Raw genomic sequence first — 17,157 nt, 5'->3', positions numbered from 1 at the left:
ATCAATCAAGGAGCACGTCATGCCCGCCCGCGAACTTCAAGAACAACTCAATACCCTGCGCGAGCAGCTTGAACATAACCCGCCGCTTTCAGAAGCCGAGCGGGAAAACCTGCACGACCTCATGCAACAAATTGAAACTAAAATTCAGCTCGAACAGGCAACCCATGAACAGGACAGCAGCCTGGCAGATGGCGTGAACCTTGCGGTCGAGCGGTTCGAACTGGAACATCCGACTATCGCCGGAACACTGCGAAACATTGTGCAGACGTTGGGTAACATCGGGGTTTGATGGGGTTGCGTTGCTTAAACGCTATATAAAAGTTCTCAGAAGCCTGAAAACCGGAGCTTACGCAGGAGCGGACCGAGCGAAGCTTCGCTTGTCCGCGAACCGACGGTGAAACCGGTGGGTACGGTACATCAGGTGCAGTCAGGGAAGCGGATTCTTCTGCCGGTCCCCGGCAGTTCGCTCCCACGCCCTCCGGGCGGAGGCATACTTCATAGGCATCTCAGGACTTGCTTACGACGCTGAGCACGAGCGTTACTAAATTACTGCCGTGCCAGCCTGCGATTGTCCACGTCGAGCACTTCAGTGCTGCGATACGGGTTGATGTCCAGGCCACCGCGGCGTACGTAGCGTGCGTAAACCGTCAGCTTTTCCGGCTTGAGCAGGCGCTGCAGGTCGAGGAAGATTCTTTCTACACACTGCTCATGAAAGTCGGAGTGCTGGCGAAAGCTGACGATGTAGGCCAGCAGGCTCGAGTGATCCAGAGCTGCGCCGCGATACTCGACGACCACGCTGCCCCAATCAGGCTGGCTGGTCACCGGGCAATTGGATTTGAGCAAGTGGCTGTATACGCTTTCTTCGACAATCCGGGAATCATCGCAACGCAGCAACTCGGGCTGCGGGCGGTCATAGCTGCTGACCACTATGTCCAGGTCATCGATGCAAACACCCGGCAGCGCCGCGACACCCTCGCTCTCGATCTCGGACAGGCTGCGAATACGTACGCCAACCGGCTTGCCTGCAGCAGCTGAAAGGTCCTGCTCAAGAGTGGTTTGCACGTTTGCAACACTGTCGAAAGCAGTCTGGTTCAACGAGTTGAGGTACAGCTTGAACGACTTCGACTCGATGATGTTCGGCGAATCAGCCAGAATGCTGAACTCGGCAATCGCGACCACCGGCTTGCCGGACGGCAGCAGCCAGGAGAGCTCGTAGCAGTTCCAGAAATCCACACCCTGGTAAGGCAGCGTCTGCGCCGTCAGCCCCAGTTCGGCCCATTTTGCGGCACGAGGGATCGGGAATAACAGGGACGGCGTATAGGTGGCGATGTACTCACTGGACTTGCCCAGCGGCGAGTGTTCGGCTGCGGGATGCATGGCGATACCTGGATCGTGGATTAACGCGGCGAGTTTATCGGGTTTGCGGCGGGCTTTCAGCGAAAATCCGCGTCTGTCTGTGCGCCGTCGCGGACCGGGTTACGGTGCCGCGAGGCATTTAGCGGGGCGTCAGATGGCTTGCAGCGCGTCATTCATAGCGCAGCGCGTGCGCCGGCTGGATTTGCGCAGCGCGCCACGCCGGGTAAACCGTAGCGAGAAAACTCAGAATGAAGCCAGCGCTGCAGATCAGCAGCACATCGCCGCCTTGCAGCTCGGAAGGCAGGTTGCTGATGAAGTACACGTCGGAACTGAAAATATGTTGCCCGCTGACCCGCTCGATCCAGCCCACCAGACTGCTGACGTTCAACGCGGCAATGATACCGAGAACACCACCGATCAGTGTGCCGACGATACCGATCACCGTGCCCTGAACCATAAAGATCGCCATGATCTGCCGGGGTGTGGCACCGATGGTGCGCAGAATGGCGATGTCCGCGCCCTTGTCATTGACCACCATGATCAGCGTGGCAATGATGTTGAACGCTGCTACAGCGACGATCATCAGCAACAACAGGCCGATCATGGTCTTTTCCATTTTCATGGCGCTGAACAGGCTTCCCTGCGTATGGGTCCAGTCGTCGGCGTGATAGCCGTCACCTAGCCCCGCCGCAATGGCAGTCGACACTTGAGGCGCCTTGTACAGGTCCTTCAGCGCCAGCCGCACGCCTTGCACCTGATCAGGCTGCCAGCGCTGCATCTGCGCAGCGTCGGCAATATTTATAAGCCCCATAGAGCCGTCAAGTTCTGCGCCGACCTTGAAGATACCGACCACGGTCAAGCGTTGCATACGCGGTGTGATGCCACCCGGCGCGCTGCTGACTTCAGGCACGATCAAGGTCAGTTTGTCGCCAATGGTCAGGCGAAAGCGACGTGCGGTGAGATCACCCAGCACCACGCCGAACTCGCCAGGCTTCAGGTCTTCGATACTGCCACGGGTAATGTGCTGCGTAACGATCGAAACCTCATGCTCCAGCGCGGGATCGACGCCACTGATCTGGATAGGCTGCATAGAACCCTTGTAGGACAGCATGCCCTCCATGTCGGTAAACGGCACGGCGGCGGTGACCTCAGGGTTTTTCAACGCAGCGGCAGCAAGCGGCTTCCAGTCACCCACCGGCGTATTACCGGCGATGACAGCGTGCGGCACCATGCCCAGAATCCGGGAGCTCATTTCGCGCTGAAAACCGTTCATGACCGACAACACCACGATCATTGCCAGCACACCCAGTGCCAGACCGATCATCGAGGTCATCGAAATGAACGAGATGAAGCTTTTGCGGCGTTTGGCGCGGGTATAGCGCATGCCGATGAAGATGGGTAACGGTCTGAACATTCGCGAAGCACCGTGGAAAATAGCGTCGTAAAAATATGAAACCCGACGCGATGGATTGCGCCGGGCCGGTAATCAAGCCTCGACCAGGTGACCGTTTTCAAGGCGCAGCACGCGGTCCATCTGCCTGGCAAGACCCATGTCATGAGTGACGACCAGAAACGCGGTGCGCGATGACGTGCTCAGTTCGCGCATCAAGTCCTGAATACCCTGCGCGGTGTGGTGGTCGAGGTTGCCGGTGGGCTCGTCGAGCATGACCAGACCTGGCTGATTGACCAATGCGCGGGCAATGGCCACGCGCTGACGCTCGCCGCCCGAAAGCTCCGAAGGCTTGTGCGCCAGACGATGACCGAGACCGACGCGCTCCAGCAACGCCGTGGCACGCTGACGTGCTTCGGGAATTGCCGTGCGGCCGATCAACAACGGCATGCAGACGTTTTCCAGCGCAGTGAATTCGGGCAGCAGGTGGTGAAACTGGTAGACGAAGCCCAATGCACGGTTACGCAACAGCCCGCGGGCCTTTTCGCCGAGCGCCGATAACTCTTCACCTGCCAGCCAGACGCTGCCTTGCGAAGGCGTGTCCAGCCCGCCCAGCAGGTTCAGCAAGGTACTTTTACCCGAACCCGAGGTACCGACAATCGCCACGCGTTCGCCAGGGTGCAATTCAAGTTGCAGACCGGACAACACCACCACCGACTCCGGGCCTTCCTCGTAGGACTTACCCAGGTTCCGGCAACTCAATACTGCTTTATCAGACATGCCCGACTCACTCATAACGTAACGCCTCCGCCGGCTGGGTGCGCGCAGCACGCCAGGCGGGATACAGGGTGGCGAGGAAACTCAGGACCAACGCTGCACCGCAGACCTGGAACACGTCCTGGGCCATCAGCTGCGAAGGCAGGTAATCAATGAAATACACGTCGGCGTTCAAGAATTTGTGGCCGATCAACCCTTCAAGCAGCGAAATCGCGGCGCTGACATTGAGCGCAGCCAGAATGCCCAGCCCCGCGCCGATCAGCGTACCGACCACACCGATCACCGTGCCTTGCACCATGAAGATCGCCATGATCTGCCGGGGCGTGGCGCCCAGTGTGCGCAGAATCGCGATGTCGCCTTTCTTGTCATTGACCACCATCACCAGCGTGGAAATGATGTTGAACGCCGCGACGGCCACAATCAGCAACAGCAACAGCCCGATCATGGCTTTTTCCATGCGGATGGCCTGATAGAGGTTGCCGTGAGTGCGCGTCCAGTCACGGGAATAGAAATTGTTTTCGCCCAGTTTCTGGGCGATTTCCCACGAAGTGCGCGGCGCTGCGAACAAGTCATCGAACTTCAGACGCAGGCCCTGCACCTGATGAGGCTTCCAGCGATGCAGACGGGCCAGGTCGTCCAGGTTGGTCAGCCCCAAAAAGCCGTCGATTTCGCCAGCACCCACATGAAAAATGCCGGTCACCTCGAAACGCTTCATGCGCGGAAACATGCCGGCTGGCGTGACAGTGACTTCCGGTGCAACGAAGGTCAGTTTGTCGCCTACCACCACACCCAGCTTGGCCGCAGCCTTGTCGCCGATCATGATCCCGAAGCTGCCGGGCGACAGGCTGTCGAGCCGACCTTGCTTGATGAAGTTATCGATGATCGAGACCTTGCGCTCTTCAACCGGGTCGATGCCGTTGAGCAAGACCTTCTGCACCTTGCCGTCATGGGTCAGCAAACCCTGCATCTGGGTGAAAGGCGCAACCGCCAGCACCTGGGGGTTTTCCTGCACCTTGGCCGCCAGGCCACGCCAGTCGGTGATCGGGTCAGCGGATTCGATGGTTGCGTGTGGCACCATGCCAAGCACGCGGGTACGCATTTCGTGATCGAAACCGTTCATCACCGATAACACGACTATCATCACCACAACACCGAGGGCGAGGCCGATCATGGACGTCAGGGAAATGAAGGAAACGAAGTGGTTGCGTCGCTTCGCACGGGTGTAGCGCGTGCCGATGAATACAAAAAGAGGTCTGAACATGTAGGAATTTGTTCGCAGGAATGAGGACGTCCATGTGGCGGGCCTTGCTGTGCAGCTTTACACTCGGAAATCTCTGACCACCGCCGTTAGCTTGGGTTCGCCATGTCGACATTAGATGAAGCAGGACGCCGCGAATACTACCGTATCGACGACAGCGTCGCACTGGAAATTAACCCCCTGTCTTCCGCCGATCAGGCAAGCCAGGATGCCATACAGGACACTTCGACGCTGTTCGACCTGCTCAGCGAACTGCACGTCAGCGAGTTCGAATCGCAGCACCTGATGCGCCAGCTCGACGAACGCGACCGGGTGTTGAACAGCTTTCTCAAATCCCTGAGCAAGCGCATCGACCTGCTGGGCGAGGTGGTTGCGCACACCGCACTGGGCAAACTGGGGGCTCCTCAGCCGGTAAAACTGTCCGAAGGCGGCATTCAATTCAATTCGCAACAAGGTTTTGCAACAGGCGAACAACTGTCGATCAAGATGGTGCTGATGCCTCAGGCAGCGGGCCTTATGCTGCGCGCCAGAGTGTCTCAGTGCGATGCATTGGCCGACGGTAATTTCGACGTCAGCACTGAATTCGTCAACCTGCCGGACGCGCAACGCCAATTGCTCGCGCGCCATGTATTGCAGCGTCAGGCCCAGCATCGACGTCAGGCACTGGAACAAGGTCAGCCTTCCGGGAACTGACTGCCCGCCATCTTTATTTCACATCAGCAATCGGCGCCTTAACGGCCAGGAGTAAACGTGACCCTTATCTACGGCCACCGCGGCGCCAAGGGCGAAGCACCGGAAAACACCTTGGTCAGCTTCCAGCAGTGCCTCAAGCACGGCGTACGTCGCTGTGAACTGGATCTGCACATGTCACTGGACGGAGAGTTGATGGTCATCCATGACACGACTCTCAAGCGCACCACCGATCGGCGCGGCAAGGTCAACGAGCATCTTGCCGCCGACCTGGTGAACTACGACGCGCGCAAAGGTGGTCCGGGCTGGGTATCGCCCTGCCCCATCCCGCGTCTGGAAGAGCTGTTCGAACAGTGCGATTTCGACCACTGGCAGCTCGAGGTCAAAAGCGCCTCACGCACTCGCGCGGCCAACACCGTGCTGGCAATCCGGGAAATGGTGCAGCGTCACGGGCTGCTGGACAAGGTGACCATCACCTCCAGCTCACGTGAAGTTCTGCGCGCAGCCCTTGAGCTGACGCCTGATATATCGCGCGGGCTGGTAGCCGAATACGCCTGGCTCGACCCGTTGAAGGTTGCGCAGAACTATGGCTGTGAAATGCTCGCATTGAACTGGACACTGTGTACCCCGGAGCGCCTGCAGAAAGCACAACGTCAGGGCCTGCATGTGTCGGTATGGACGGTCAACGAACCTGCACTGATGCGCAGGCTCGCTGATTTCGGCGTCGACAGCCTGATTACAGACTTTCCCGGTTTGGCCACCGCCACGCTCGGGAATCACTGAAATCGGTCTCCCCGGCCGGCTCAGGCCACCGGCCGGAGTCGCTTAAAAAAGCCGGTTGAGGCCGTCGTAAGCAGCTACCCGGTAGGCTTCGGCCATGGTCGGGTAGTTGAACGTGGTGTTGACGAAGTACTTGATCGTGTTCGCATCACCCGGCTGACTCATAATGGCCTGACCGATGTGTACGATTTCGGACGCCTGGTCGCCGAAGCAGTGCACGCCCAGCACTTCAAGCGTTTCACGGTGGAACAGGATCTTCAGCATCCCGACCCGCTCACCGGAGATCTGCGCACGGGCCATGCCCTTGAAGAACGCCTTGCCGACTTCGTAAGGCACCTTGGCCTGAGTGAGTTCGTGCTCGTTCTTGCCGATCGAACTGATCTCGGGGATGGTGTAGATCCCGGTCGGCACGTCGTTGACGTAGCGCCAGCTGCCGTTGTCGACCACGCTGCCCGCCGCTGAACGACCCTGGTCATAGGCGGCACTGGCCAGACTGGGCCAGCCGATCACATCACCGGCGCCGAAGACGTTGGAAACGCTGGTGCTGTAGGTCTCGTCCACTTCGATCTGGCCGCGACCGTTGGCCTTCAGGCCGATATTCTCCAGCCCCAGCTTGTCGGTGTTGCCGGTACGTCCGTTGCACCACAGCAAGGCGTCCGCCTTGATTTTCTTGCCGGACTTCAGGTGCAGAACAACACCGTTATCCAGGCCTTCGACCTTTTCGTATTCTTCGTTGTGGCGAACCATCACGTTGTTGTTGCTGAAGTGATAGCTCAGCGCCTGAGAGATTTCCGAATCCAGGAAGCTCAGCAACTGATCACGGTTGTCCACCAGCTCGACCAGAACACCCAGACCGCTGAAGATCGACGCGTACTCGCAGCCGATTACGCCAGCACCGTAGATGATCAGTTTGCGTGGGGTGTGGCCCAGGCTGAGGATGGTGTCGCTGTCGTAGATACGCTTGTGGCTGAAATCGATATCCGCAGGGCGGTAAGGCCGCGAACCGGTGGCGATGATGATCTGGTTGGCAACCAGTTTTTCCACGACGCCGTTGGAACAGACCACGTTGATGCTGGTCTCGTCGGCGAAACTGCCGGTGCCGAAGAACACATCGACGCGGTTGCGAGCGTAGTAGGCGGTGCGCGAAGCCACTTGCTTGGAGATGACCATTTCGGCGTTTTTCAACACATCCGGAAACGAAAACCAGCGTGGCTCGCCGATGGCCCGAAACATGGGGTTGGTGTTGAACTGGATGATCTGCTTGACCGAGTGACGCAGAGCCTTGGACGGTATGGTGCCCAAATGGGTGCAGTTGCCGCCCACCTGCCGACGGCTGTCGACCATGGCGACCTTGCGCCCCGCCTTGGCGGCATTCATTGCCGCCCCTTCTCCGGCAGGGCCGGAACCCAGTACTACTACGTCGTAGTTGTAGACAGCCATGCGTACTCCTTAAACAGACCGAGGCGCCACTTTGGCATCTCTGGCTAAATCACGCGGCGCAGTTTAGCGCTTCAACGAGGCGGGGAACATTAACCCTTGGTCGCGTCGAAGGCCAATTTTTGTCTGCGCAGGGTGCGTTATCGGCTGTTCCGTGCTCTCGCCTTATCGCGGTTGCTCCACAGCCAGGCGATCAAACGACGCGTTGCTACGGATGATAAAGTGCTTATCGGCATGAATCACAAAAAAAGCAGGGATCTTGTGTTCCTGCGCATAATTCCAGCCTCGCTCCGGACCGAGCATCAGTAACAGGGAAGACAGACCATCAGCCATCAGTGCAGAGGGGTGAATAACAGTGACAGAGGCCAGCGCGTGCTGGATGGGTCTGCCGGTCCGCGCGTCTAGCGTGTCGGAAATACGCAGGCCATCGGTTTCGGTGTAACGATGGTAGTCGCCCGAGGTAGAAACAGCGTAACCGTTCAGGGGAAACACTTTTTGCGTGGCGTATCCCTCACTGCCTGGCACATCGAGGGTCACCCGCCAGGGCGAGCCGTCGGGCTTGAAACCGCTGACTTTCATTTCGCCTGTGGCCTGCACCAGGTAATCGTGCAACCCCAACGTGCTCATCAGTTGGCTGATACGGTCGACCGCGTGACCGGCGGCGATACTGTTGAGGTCTACCTGCACAGCAGCGCTCTTGCACAGTTGCTGGCCGACGATACGCAAGTTGCGATAGCCGACGATCTTGCGGGTCACGTCCAGTTGTCGTGCCGACGGCCTTTGTTCGAGAGGCCCATGAGCACCCAGCCCCCACAAGTCCGCCAGCGGTTTGACTGTTAAGTCAAAGGCGCCGTCGCTGTCTCGGGAGAGCTGTTCGCCGACACCGATAAGCTTGAGGATTGATTCGGGCATGATCTGACAGCTGTTGGCAGGCAGCGCATTGAAGCGTTCAATGTCCGAGTCGCTACGCCAAAGCGACATCTGGTGATCGACCTCGTCAAGAATCGCCTCTACCTCTGGCCGCAACGCTGCTGCCTCGGGCTGGCCGGCAGCGCGCACATACACCACAGAGTAGTGACTGCCCATGGTCGGCCCGCCGAAGCTTTCCAGCGTTCGCTCGCGACCACAACCGCCGCACACAAGTAACACCAGGCACCCTGCAATTCTGCCAAACCCGCGCAAATCCGTGCCCCGCAGCTTAAAAACCATTCAAAGCAACTTGCATGCAATGGCGGGCAAGTCAGAAAGATGTTCATCGCAGCATAGCGGGGCGCGCCATAAACAACGCCCAGGCGAGGATGAACGGAGCAGTGAGTGGTCTCTGACAGTCAGAGGGTTCCCATACGAGCGTTCAGCCCATTCATTCTTCATTGGATACGCCACCACCACGCCTGACGACGCTGTCTTATTTTTCCCATCTGTCAAGTGCTCGTCAGTTGATAGCAAATCGCCGAAACGGTTGTTTTTGAGCCTCTTTACACATACTGTTACAAGTGTGCATCGCCATTCGCACACACGTAGCGGCGATGTAAACGGATAACAACGACAACGGACTCCAAGCCGACGAGCCTGAGCGAGTAACTAAATGGCCTCCAGCACCAGTAAGGGCAAAGCGATCTTTCGCGTTGTCAGCGGTAACTTCCTCGAGATGTTCGATTTCATGGTCTACGGCTTTTATGCCACGGCCATTGCCAAGACCTTCTTCCCTTCCGACAGCGCTTTTGCATCGTTGATGCTATCGCTGGCGACCTTCGGCGCAGGCTTCCTGATGCGCCCGTTGGGAGCAATCTTTCTCGGCGCCTACATTGACCGTCACGGACGGCGCAAGGGACTGATTATCACCCTTGCAATGATGGCAATGGGCACTCTGCTGATTGCTTGCGTGCCAGGTTATGCCACGCTGGGCGTGATTGCGCCGTTGCTCGTACTGCTGGGTCGCCTGCTGCAGGGCTTTTCAGCGGGCGTGGAACTGGGCGGTGTTTCGGTCTATCTGGCTGAAATCTCGACCCCGGGCCGCAAAGGCTTCTTCGTCAGTTGGCAGTCCGCCAGTCAACAGGCTGCCGTGGTGTTCGCCGGTCTGCTGGGCGTTGGCCTGAACCACTGGCTGAGCCCGGAGCAAATGGGTGAATGGGGCTGGCGCGTGCCGTTCCTGATCGGCTGCCTGATCGTGCCAGCAATCTTCATCATCCGCCGCTCGCTGGAAGAGTCTCCTGAGTTCGAAGCCCGCACGCATCGTCCAACCCTGCGTGAAGTCGTGCGCTCGATCGGCCAGAACTTCGGCTTGGTGCTGGGTGGCATGGCGCTGGTGGTCATGACCACTGTGACCTTCTACCTGATCACAGCCTATACCCCGACGTTCGGCAAGAACGAGCTGAACCTGACTGACCTCGAAAGCCTGCTGGTGACGGTCTGTGTCGGCGTGTCGAACTTCATCTGGTTGCCGATCATGGGTTCGTTCTCGGACCGTATCGGCCGCAAGCCGCTGCTGATTGCGGCGACAGTGCTGGCCATTGCTACCGCCTACCCTGCGCTGTCCTGGCTGGTTGCGCACCCGAGCTTCGGCAACCTGCTGATGGTCGAGCTGTGGCTGTCGTTCCTGTATGGCTCTTACAACGGCGCAATGGTCGTGGCCCTGACCGAGATCATGCCGGTCGATGTGCGCACCACCGGCTTCTCGCTGGCCTACAGCCTGGCAACGGCGACCTTCGGTGGCTTTACGCCTGCGGCCTGCACCTACCTGATCCACGAGCTGGGCAACAAGGCAGCGCCAGGCATATGGCTGACCGGCGCAGCCGTGCTGGGTCTGATCGCGACGCTGGTACTGTTCCGCAAGAACGGGCAAAAGCTTGAAGCACCAGTCGCGGCTTCCGCCAGCTGATTCATCGCTGGACCTGTAGACAAACAAAACCCCGGCCCGGGTATCTCGGACCGGGGTTTTGTGTTTTCAGGCAATACGCTTCCAGGGCCGGAAGCTGAGCCAAAGCAGCACGCCAGGCAATTGCAACGCAATCATCAGACCCAGCGACCACTGATAGGCATCAAGTGGATGCCCGCCTCCCTGCCCGACTGACCACAAGCTCAGCAACGCCCCTATCAGCCATTGCAGACAAAACGCGAGCACGAACACCACCAGATTGAAGGAAGAGCTGACCCTTCCCGCAAGCTCCGGTGATACCGATTGCGCCACGATGGCGTAGTTCATGGTGGTCGAGGTCCCGAAGAAGCTGAAACCCATGGCAATCAGGTATGGAGATACTGGCAAGCCGCTGGCCATCAGCATCTGGAAGACGATAAAGATCACCATTCCGGTGCCGCAGATCATGATCGGCTGCACGCCGAACCTGCGCAGATAATCGGTGATCGTGCCGAACGTAAGGGACCCCGCCACCATTGCGATAGCGCCGAACAACAGCACATTGGCCATCCCCGAATCACTCAAGCCCGCCATATCGCGTAACCACGGCCCCATCCACAGCGACAGGACCGACATGTAGATGGCGTGGGAGAACACCGAGTACAACGCCAGACGCCAGAACGTCCATGACGAGTACAGTTTGCCGACCGCAGCAAACATATCGCTGTAGCGGGTACTTTTGCTCTCGTAGGCCTTGGGAACACTGAGGTGTATGACCACCGCCACACAAAAGGTCAGCAGCGCCAGAATCAGAAACGCTTCCCGCCAGGTCAACCAGCTCAGCAGTACATGCAGGGGCGTGGTCGACGCCATCGCGCCCAGTCCGCCAATCGACAGCAGGCAGGCGGTACTCAGCGGCAAACGCTCGACCGGCAACCAGATGGCGCACGCCTTGATCGCACTCATCAGCGAGCCCGCTACCCCAAGCCCGATCAGACCACGCCCTATCAGCAGCCCCGTCTCGGTACTGGAGACACTAAAAATGACCGAACCGGCGACCGCAAACAACAGCATCGGCGCCTGTACGCTGCGCGGGCCATAACGATCGAGCATTACGCCGAGGGGAATCTGCGCGGCTGCGAAGCTGAGGAAATACACGCCCGTCAGCAGCCCGAGGCTGCTCGCAGGCAAGCTGAGGTCGGTTTGCAGGTCAACGTAGATCACTGCGTTGACAGTACGAAACAGGTAGGAAACGAAATGCCCCAGACCAAAGGGGATGAAAATCGTCAAAAACAGCAGGAAGAAGCTGCTTCTGAGTGGTTGCTGCGAATCGTCCATGGCCGAACTGCTCATCCTTTACCGCTCTGTCATTGTTATGGGCTGCGCCTGACAGATTCTCACGACACACCACAAAACGAAACGGGCCGAAACCTGCTGGCGCAGGGTTCGGCCCGTTTTTATCGCTGCCCGGTCAGGCCCGGCAACTCAAGCGTTCAGGCTTATTGCGGGAAAGCTGGCGGATTGACGTCTGCCATGTCTTCCATCACGCGCACAACCTGGTGGCTGTAACCGAATTCGTTGTCGTACCAGACGTACAGCACAACGCGGTTGTCGTTGACGATGGTGGCTTCGGCATCCACGACGCCGGCGTGGCGCGAGCCCACGAAGTCGGTGGATACCACTTCCTGCGAGTTCACGAAATCGATCTGCTTGTGCAGGTCCGAGTGCAGCGCCATGTAGCGCAGGTACTCGTTCATTTCTTCGCGGGAGGTCGGCTTCTCAAGGTTGAGGTTGAGAATGGCCATCGAAACGTTCGGCGTCGGAACGCGAATCGCGTTACCGGTCAGCTTGCCGGCCAGTTCAGGCAATGCCTTGGCAGCAGCAGTGGCGGCACCGGTCTCGGTGATTACCATGTTCAGTGCAGCGCTACGGCCACGGCGATCGCCTTTGTGGAAGTTGTCGATCAGGTTCTGGTCGTTGGTGTACGAGTGAACTGTTTCGACGTGACCGTTGGTGATGCCGAACTTGTCGTTGACAGCCTTCAGCACCGGCACAATGGCGTTGGTGGTGCAGGATGCCGCAGAAACGATCTTGTCGTCAGCGGTGATTTCACCGTGGTTGATGCCGTGCACGATGTTCTTCAGCTTGCCTTTTCCAGGCGCGGTCAACACGACGCGGTCGATACCCGGGCACGCCAGATGCTGGCCCAGACCTTCGGCGTCACGCCACACACCGGTGTTGTCGACCAGCAAGGCGTCCTTGATACCGTACTGGGTGTAATCCACCTCGGTAGGGTTCTTGGCATAGATCACCTGAATCAGGTTGCCGTTGGCAGTGATGGTGCTGTTGGCCTCATCAATGGTGATGGTGCCGTCGAACGGGCCGTGTACCGAATCACGGCGCAGCAGGCTGGCACGCTTGACCAGATCGTTCTCAGCACCTTTGCGAACCACGATGGCGCGCAGACGCAAGCCATCGCCGCCGCCGGTCTTCTCGATCAGGATTCGCGCCAGCAGACGACCGATACGGCCGAAACCGTACAGCACGACGTCGGTGCCTTTACGCGGGCTGGTGCCCTGCTGACCCACTACACTGGCGAGTTCTTCGCGCACGAACTGCTCAGGCGTGCGACCGTTGCCTTCAGTCTTGAATTTCACGGCCAGCTTGCCGAGGTCCACCGAAGCGGCACCCAGCTTGAGCTCGCTCATCGCCTTTATAAGCGGGAACGTCTCATGTACGGACAACTCGACCGCATCGGACTGACGATGACGCGCGAAGCGGTGAGCTTTGAGAATCGCGATGACTGAACGGTTGATCAGGCTGCGGCCATAGATCGAACTTACCACGTTGTTATTGCGGTAGAGCTGACCGATGAGAGGGATCATCGCTTCGGCGAGGGCTTCACGATCAATCCATTCACCAAGACACTGGTCGGGCTTCTGATTCACGGGAACCTTCCACATGTAGGGGCTGAAAAAAGGGGCTACATTATGACCGCGCCAGTGTTTATGAGCAATGCGCGGCTGTCAGATCAGCCGGCACTACATAATTTCTAACCGTAAATATCAGGTAACACGCTGGAAAACTGACAGCCACCACCTTCCCCCGTTACAATCGCCGCCCCTGTCGCAACGCCTGGAGCCTGACCTTCCGTGCCCGTTCTGCGTCTACCGCATCTTTCTGCCGCTGCAGGCAAACAACACTGGGGCAACCTTCCCGGTGCTGCACTGAGCCTGGCCATTGCCGAGGCCGCCAGCGCAGCCAAGCGCTTCACCCTGCTTTTGACCGCCGACAGCCAAAGCGCCGAGCGTCTTGAGCAAGAGCTGAAGTTTTTCGCCCCCACGCTACCGGTGCTGCACTTCCCGGACTGGGAAACCCTGCCCTACGACTTGTTTTCGCCGCATCAGGACATCATCTCCCAGCGTATCGCCAGCCTTTACCGCTTGCCGGAGCTGGAGCATGGCGTTTTGGTAGTACCTATTACCACGGCCCTACACAGACTCGCGCCGACCAAATTCCTGCTTGGCAGCAGCCTGGTGCTGGATGTCGGTCAGAAGCTCGACGTGGACGCCATGCGCACCCGTCTGGAAGCCAGCGGCTACCGCTATGTGGACACGGTTTACGAGCACGGCGAGTTCACTGTTCGTGGGGCGCTGATCGATCTGTTCCCGATGGGCAGCAAGCTGCCGTTTCGCATCGACCTGTTCGATGACGAGATCGAAACCCTGCGCACCTTTGACCCGGACACCCAGCGCTCCATCGACAAGGTCGAATCGGTGCGTCTGTTGCCGGCCCGCGAATTTCCGCTGCAGAAAGAGGAAGTCACGCGCTTCAAGGCGCGCTTTCGCGAGCGCTTCGATGTCGACTTCCGACGCAGCCCGATCTTTCAGGACTTGAGCAGCGGCATTACCCCGGCCGGCATCGAGTACTACATACCGCTGTTCTTCGAAGAAACCTCGACCTTGTTCGATTACCTGCCGCAGGACACCCAAGTGTTCTCGCTGCCAGGCATCGAGCAGGCAGCAGAGAACTTCTGGAACGACGTGCGCAATCGTTACGAAGAGCGTCGCGTCGATACGGCCCGTCCGCTGCTGCCTCCGGCCGAGTTGTTCCTGCCGGTGGAAGACTGCTTCGCGCGCCTGAAGAACTGGCCGCGCGTGGTGGCGAGCCAGCAGGACGTAGACGCCGGTGCCGGACGCGAACGCTTTCCTGCGCAGGTTCTGCCAGACCTGTCCATCGAAGCCAAGGCCACCCAGCCATTGGCGGCATTGTCGAAATTCCTCGACGAGTTCCCCGGTCGCGTGCTGTTCACCGCCGAATCCGCCGGACGTCGTGAAGTGCTGCTGGAACTGCTCGAGCGCCTGAAGCTGCGCCCGAAAACGGTCGACAGCTGGCTCGATTTTGTCGACGGCAAAGACCGCCTGGCAATCACCATCGCACCGCTGGACGACGGCCTGCTGCTTGAACAGCCTGCGCTGGCGCTGGTTGCTGAAAGCCCGCTGTTCGGTCAACGCGTGATGCAGCGTCGGCGCCGTGAAAAACGCACCGACGGCGGCAACAACGATGCCGTGATCAAGAACCTGACCGAGCTGCGCGAAGGCGCGCCGGTGGTGCATATCGATCATGGTGTCGGTCGTTATCTGGGACTCGCGACGCTGGAAGTCGAGAACCAGGTCGCTGAATTTCTGATGCTGGCCTACGCCGAGGACGCCAAGCTTTACGTACCGGTCGCCAACCTGCACCTGATCGCACGCTATACAGGCAGCGATGACGAGATGGCGCCGTTACACCGGCTGGGCTCGGAAACCTGGCAGAAGGCCAAACGCAAGGCAGCCGAACAGGTCCGAGACGTGGCGGCCGAATTGCTCGATATCTATGCGCGCCGCGCCGCCCGCGAAGGCTATGCGTTCGCCGACCCGAAAGCCGATTACGCAACGTTCAGTGCCGGTTTTCCGTTCGAGGAAACTCCGGACCAGCAGACCACCATCGAAGCCGTGCGCGCCGACATGCTGGCGCCCAAACCGATGGACCGACTGGTGTGCGGCGACGTGGGCTTCGGTAAGACCGAAGTGGCCATGCGTGCCGCATTCATTGCCGTTCACGGCGGGCGTCAGGTCGCAATCCTGGTGCCCACCACACTTCTCGCCCAGCAGCACTACAACAGTTTTCGCGACCGTTTTGCCGACTGGCCGGTAACTGTAGAGGTGATGAGCCGCTTCAAATCCGCCAAGGAAGTCAGTGCTGCCGTTGCCGATCTGGCAGAAGGCAAGATCGACATCGTCATCGGCACGCACAAGCTGCTGCAGGACGACGTGAAGATCAAAAACCTCGGTCTGGTGATCATCGACGAAGAACACCGCTTCGGCGTTCGCCAGAAAGAACAGCTCAAGGCGCTGCGCAGCGAAGTCGACATTCTGACCCTGACCGCAACACCGATCCCGCGCACCCTGAACATGGCCGTGTCGGGCATGCGTGATCTGTCGATCATCGCCACGCCACCGGCGCGCAGGCTGTCGGTACGCACCTTCGTCATGGAGCAGAACAAACCGACGATCAAGGAAGCCCTGCTGCGCGAGTTACTGCGCGGCGGGCAAGTCTATTACCTGCACAACGACGTCAAGACCATCGAGAAATGCGCGGCAGACCTGGCCGAACTGGTGCCGGAAGCGCGTATCGGCATCGGCCACGGGCAGATGCGCGAACGTGATCTCGAGCAGGTCATGAGCGACTTCTACCACAAGCGCTTCAATGTGCTGATCGCCTCGACCATCATCGAAACCGGTATCGACGTGCCGAGCGCCAACACCATCATCATCGAACGCGCGGACAAGTTCGGCCTGGCTCAGTTGCACCAGTTGCGCGGTCGCGTCGGGCGCAGTCACCACCAGGCCTATGCCTACCTGCTGACCCCACCGCGCAAGCAGATCACCCATGACGCCGAAAAGCGCCTGGAAGCAATCGCCAATACTCAGGACCTCGGCGCAGGCTTCGTGCTTGCCACCAATGACCTGGAAATCCGCGGCGCAGGTGAGCTGCTGGGTGACGGCCAGAGCGGGCAGATCCAGGCAGTGGGCTTTACGCTGTACATGGAGATGCTCGAGCGTGCGGTCAAGGCCATCCGCAAGGGCGAACAGCCTAACCTTGATCAACCGCTGGGCGGCGGTCCGGAAATAAACCTGCGCGTGCCGGCCCTGATCCCGGAAGCCTACCTGCCAGACGTACACACCCGCCTGATTCTCTACAAGCGCATTGCCAACGCGGCAGACGAAGACGCGCTGAAGGACCTGCAAGTCGAAATGATCGACCGATTCGGTCTGCTGCCAGAGCCGACCAAGCATCTGGTCCGGATCACGCTGCTCAAGTTGCAGGCCGAACAATTGGGTATCAAGAAAGTCGACGCGGGTCCCCAGGGTGGCCGTATCGAGTTCGCGGCCGATACCCCGGTTGACCCGCTGACGCTGATCAAGCTGATCCAGAGCCAGCCCAACCGCTACAAGTTCGAGGGTGCCACACTGTTCAAATTCATGGTGCCAATGGAGCGTCCGGAAGAGCGCTTCAATACGATCGAAGCGCTGTTTGAGCGCCTGACCCCGAAAACTGCTTGAAGGATTCACG

The 17,157-nt window shown here is 59.1% G+C and carries 13 protein-coding genes; 5 read left to right on the top strand and 8 right to left on the bottom strand.

Features of this window, described 5'->3' with window-relative positions; genetic code table 11:
- The first annotated feature begins 19 nt into the window (after positions 1 to 19).
- A complete protein-coding gene (locus tag POR16_RS08645; RefSeq protein WP_005887549.1) occupies positions 20 to 289 on the top strand; it encodes a DUF4404 family protein in 270 nt (89 codons plus the stop codon).
- A gap of 257 nt (positions 290 to 546) precedes the next feature.
- Here the strand turns inward: POR16_RS08645 and queF are convergent, their stop codons facing one another.
- The 4 genes from queF to POR16_RS08625 all read right to left on the bottom strand — a co-directional run bounded on the left by queF (position 547) and on the right by POR16_RS08625 (position 4,784).
- The gene (gene queF / locus POR16_RS08640) at positions 547 to 1,377 is read right to left on the bottom strand and encodes an NADPH-dependent 7-cyano-7-deazaguanine reductase QueF (RefSeq protein ID WP_005887548.1); all 831 of its coding nucleotides are present in this window, start codon (positions 1,375 to 1,377) and stop codon (positions 547 to 549) included.
- 148 nt (positions 1,378 to 1,525) lie between these two features.
- The gene (locus POR16_RS08635; protein WP_005887547.1) at positions 1,526 to 2,770 is read right to left on the bottom strand and encodes a lipoprotein-releasing ABC transporter permease subunit; all 1,245 of its coding nucleotides are present in this window, start codon (positions 2,768 to 2,770) and stop codon (positions 1,526 to 1,528) included.
- Positions 2,771 to 2,842: 72 nt separating this feature from the next.
- Positions 2,843 to 3,526, bottom strand: coding sequence for a lipoprotein-releasing ABC transporter ATP-binding protein LolD (gene lolD / locus POR16_RS08630; protein ID WP_173402282.1), 684 nt, complete (start codon positions 3,524 to 3,526; stop codon positions 2,843 to 2,845).
- A 7-nt stretch (positions 3,527 to 3,533) separates the two neighbouring features.
- Positions 3,534 to 4,784 carry a lipoprotein-releasing ABC transporter permease subunit gene (locus POR16_RS08625; protein ID WP_005887544.1) on the bottom strand — a complete coding sequence of 417 codons (1,251 nt, stop codon included), beginning with the start codon at positions 4,782 to 4,784 and terminating at the stop codon, positions 3,534 to 3,536.
- Positions 4,785 to 4,886: 102 nt separating this feature from the next.
- On the opposite strand from POR16_RS08625, the gene POR16_RS08620 reads away from it, so the two are divergent.
- Together POR16_RS08620 and POR16_RS08615 are read left to right on the top strand one after the other, a co-directional pair.
- Positions 4,887 to 5,474, top strand: coding sequence for a PilZ domain-containing protein (locus tag POR16_RS08620; RefSeq protein ID WP_005887543.1), 588 nt, complete (start codon positions 4,887 to 4,889; stop codon positions 5,472 to 5,474).
- A gap of 57 nt (positions 5,475 to 5,531) precedes the next feature.
- Positions 5,532 to 6,254: a glycerophosphodiester phosphodiesterase gene (locus POR16_RS08615; protein ID WP_024670680.1), complete on the top strand. Its 723-nt coding sequence runs from the start codon at positions 5,532 to 5,534 to the stop codon at positions 6,252 to 6,254.
- A 42-nt stretch (positions 6,255 to 6,296) separates the two neighbouring features.
- Here POR16_RS08615 and sthA read toward each other — a convergent pair whose 3' ends face one another.
- Both sthA and POR16_RS08605 read right to left on the bottom strand, forming a co-directional pair.
- Positions 6,297 to 7,691 carry a Si-specific NAD(P)(+) transhydrogenase gene (sthA, locus tag POR16_RS08610; protein ID WP_005887538.1) on the bottom strand — a complete coding sequence of 465 codons (1,395 nt, stop codon included), beginning with the start codon at positions 7,689 to 7,691 and terminating at the stop codon, positions 6,297 to 6,299.
- A gap of 162 nt (positions 7,692 to 7,853) precedes the next feature.
- Positions 7,854 to 8,897, bottom strand: coding sequence for an FAD:protein FMN transferase (locus POR16_RS08605; protein ID WP_005887536.1), 1,044 nt, complete (start codon positions 8,895 to 8,897; stop codon positions 7,854 to 7,856).
- Positions 8,898 to 9,273: 376 nt separating this feature from the next.
- On the opposite strand from POR16_RS08605, the gene tcuC reads away from it, so the two are divergent.
- Positions 9,274 to 10,566, top strand: a complete 1,293-nt coding sequence (gene tcuC, locus POR16_RS08600) for an MFS transporter (RefSeq protein ID WP_005887534.1) — start codon at positions 9,274 to 9,276, stop codon at positions 10,564 to 10,566.
- A 66-nt stretch (positions 10,567 to 10,632) separates the two neighbouring features.
- Here the strand turns inward: tcuC and POR16_RS08595 are convergent, their stop codons facing one another.
- Both POR16_RS08595 and POR16_RS08590 read right to left on the bottom strand, forming a co-directional pair.
- Positions 10,633 to 11,895, bottom strand: a complete 1,263-nt coding sequence (locus tag POR16_RS08595; RefSeq protein ID WP_042931985.1) for an MFS transporter — start codon at positions 11,893 to 11,895, stop codon at positions 10,633 to 10,635.
- 146 nt (positions 11,896 to 12,041) lie between these two features.
- A complete protein-coding gene (locus POR16_RS08590) occupies positions 12,042 to 13,505 on the bottom strand; it encodes a glyceraldehyde-3-phosphate dehydrogenase (RefSeq protein WP_005887531.1) in 1,464 nt (487 codons plus the stop codon).
- 189 nt (positions 13,506 to 13,694) lie between these two features.
- Between POR16_RS08590 and mfd the strand changes: the two genes are divergently transcribed.
- The gene (gene mfd / locus POR16_RS08585; RefSeq protein ID WP_005887528.1) at positions 13,695 to 17,147 is read left to right on the top strand and encodes a transcription-repair coupling factor; all 3,453 of its coding nucleotides are present in this window, start codon (positions 13,695 to 13,697) and stop codon (positions 17,145 to 17,147) included.
- Positions 17,148 to 17,157: the final 10 nt, after the last annotated feature.

The sequence above is a fragment of the Pseudomonas coronafaciens pv. oryzae str. 1_6 genome (genome assembly GCF_000156995.2).
GTDB lineage: Bacteria > Pseudomonadota > Gammaproteobacteria > Pseudomonadales > Pseudomonadaceae > Aquipseudomonas > Aquipseudomonas tremae.
This window is presented reverse-complemented; position numbering and strand designations above follow the sequence as displayed.

Excerpts from the sequence above, each read along its gene's own strand:
- POR16_RS08645 (WP_005887549.1), top strand. The coding sequence starts at position 20 with ATGCCCGCCCGCGAACTTCAAGAACAACTCAATACCCTGCGCGAGCAG.
- queF (WP_005887548.1), bottom strand. The coding sequence starts at position 1,377 with ATGCATCCCGCAGCCGAACACTCGCCGCTGGGCAAGTCCAGTGAGTAC.
- POR16_RS08635 (WP_005887547.1), bottom strand. The coding sequence starts at position 2,770 with ATGTTCAGACCGTTACCCATCTTCATCGGCATGCGCTATACCCGCGCC.
- lolD (WP_173402282.1), bottom strand. The coding sequence starts at position 3,526 with ATGTCTGATAAAGCAGTATTGAGTTGCCGGAACCTGGGTAAGTCCTAC.
- POR16_RS08625 (WP_005887544.1), bottom strand. The coding sequence starts at position 4,784 with ATGTTCAGACCTCTTTTTGTATTCATCGGCACGCGCTACACCCGTGCG.
- POR16_RS08620 (WP_005887543.1), top strand. The coding sequence starts at position 4,887 with ATGTCGACATTAGATGAAGCAGGACGCCGCGAATACTACCGTATCGAC.
- sthA (WP_005887538.1), bottom strand. The coding sequence starts at position 7,691 with ATGGCTGTCTACAACTACGACGTAGTAGTACTGGGTTCCGGCCCTGCC.
- POR16_RS08605 (WP_005887536.1), bottom strand. The coding sequence starts at position 8,897 with ATGGTTTTTAAGCTGCGGGGCACGGATTTGCGCGGGTTTGGCAGAATT.
- tcuC (WP_005887534.1), top strand. The coding sequence starts at position 9,274 with ATGGCCTCCAGCACCAGTAAGGGCAAAGCGATCTTTCGCGTTGTCAGC.
- POR16_RS08595 (WP_042931985.1), bottom strand. The coding sequence starts at position 11,895 with ATGAGCAGTTCGGCCATGGACGATTCGCAGCAACCACTCAGAAGCAGC.
- POR16_RS08590 (WP_005887531.1), bottom strand. The coding sequence starts at position 13,505 with ATGTGGAAGGTTCCCGTGAATCAGAAGCCCGACCAGTGTCTTGGTGAA.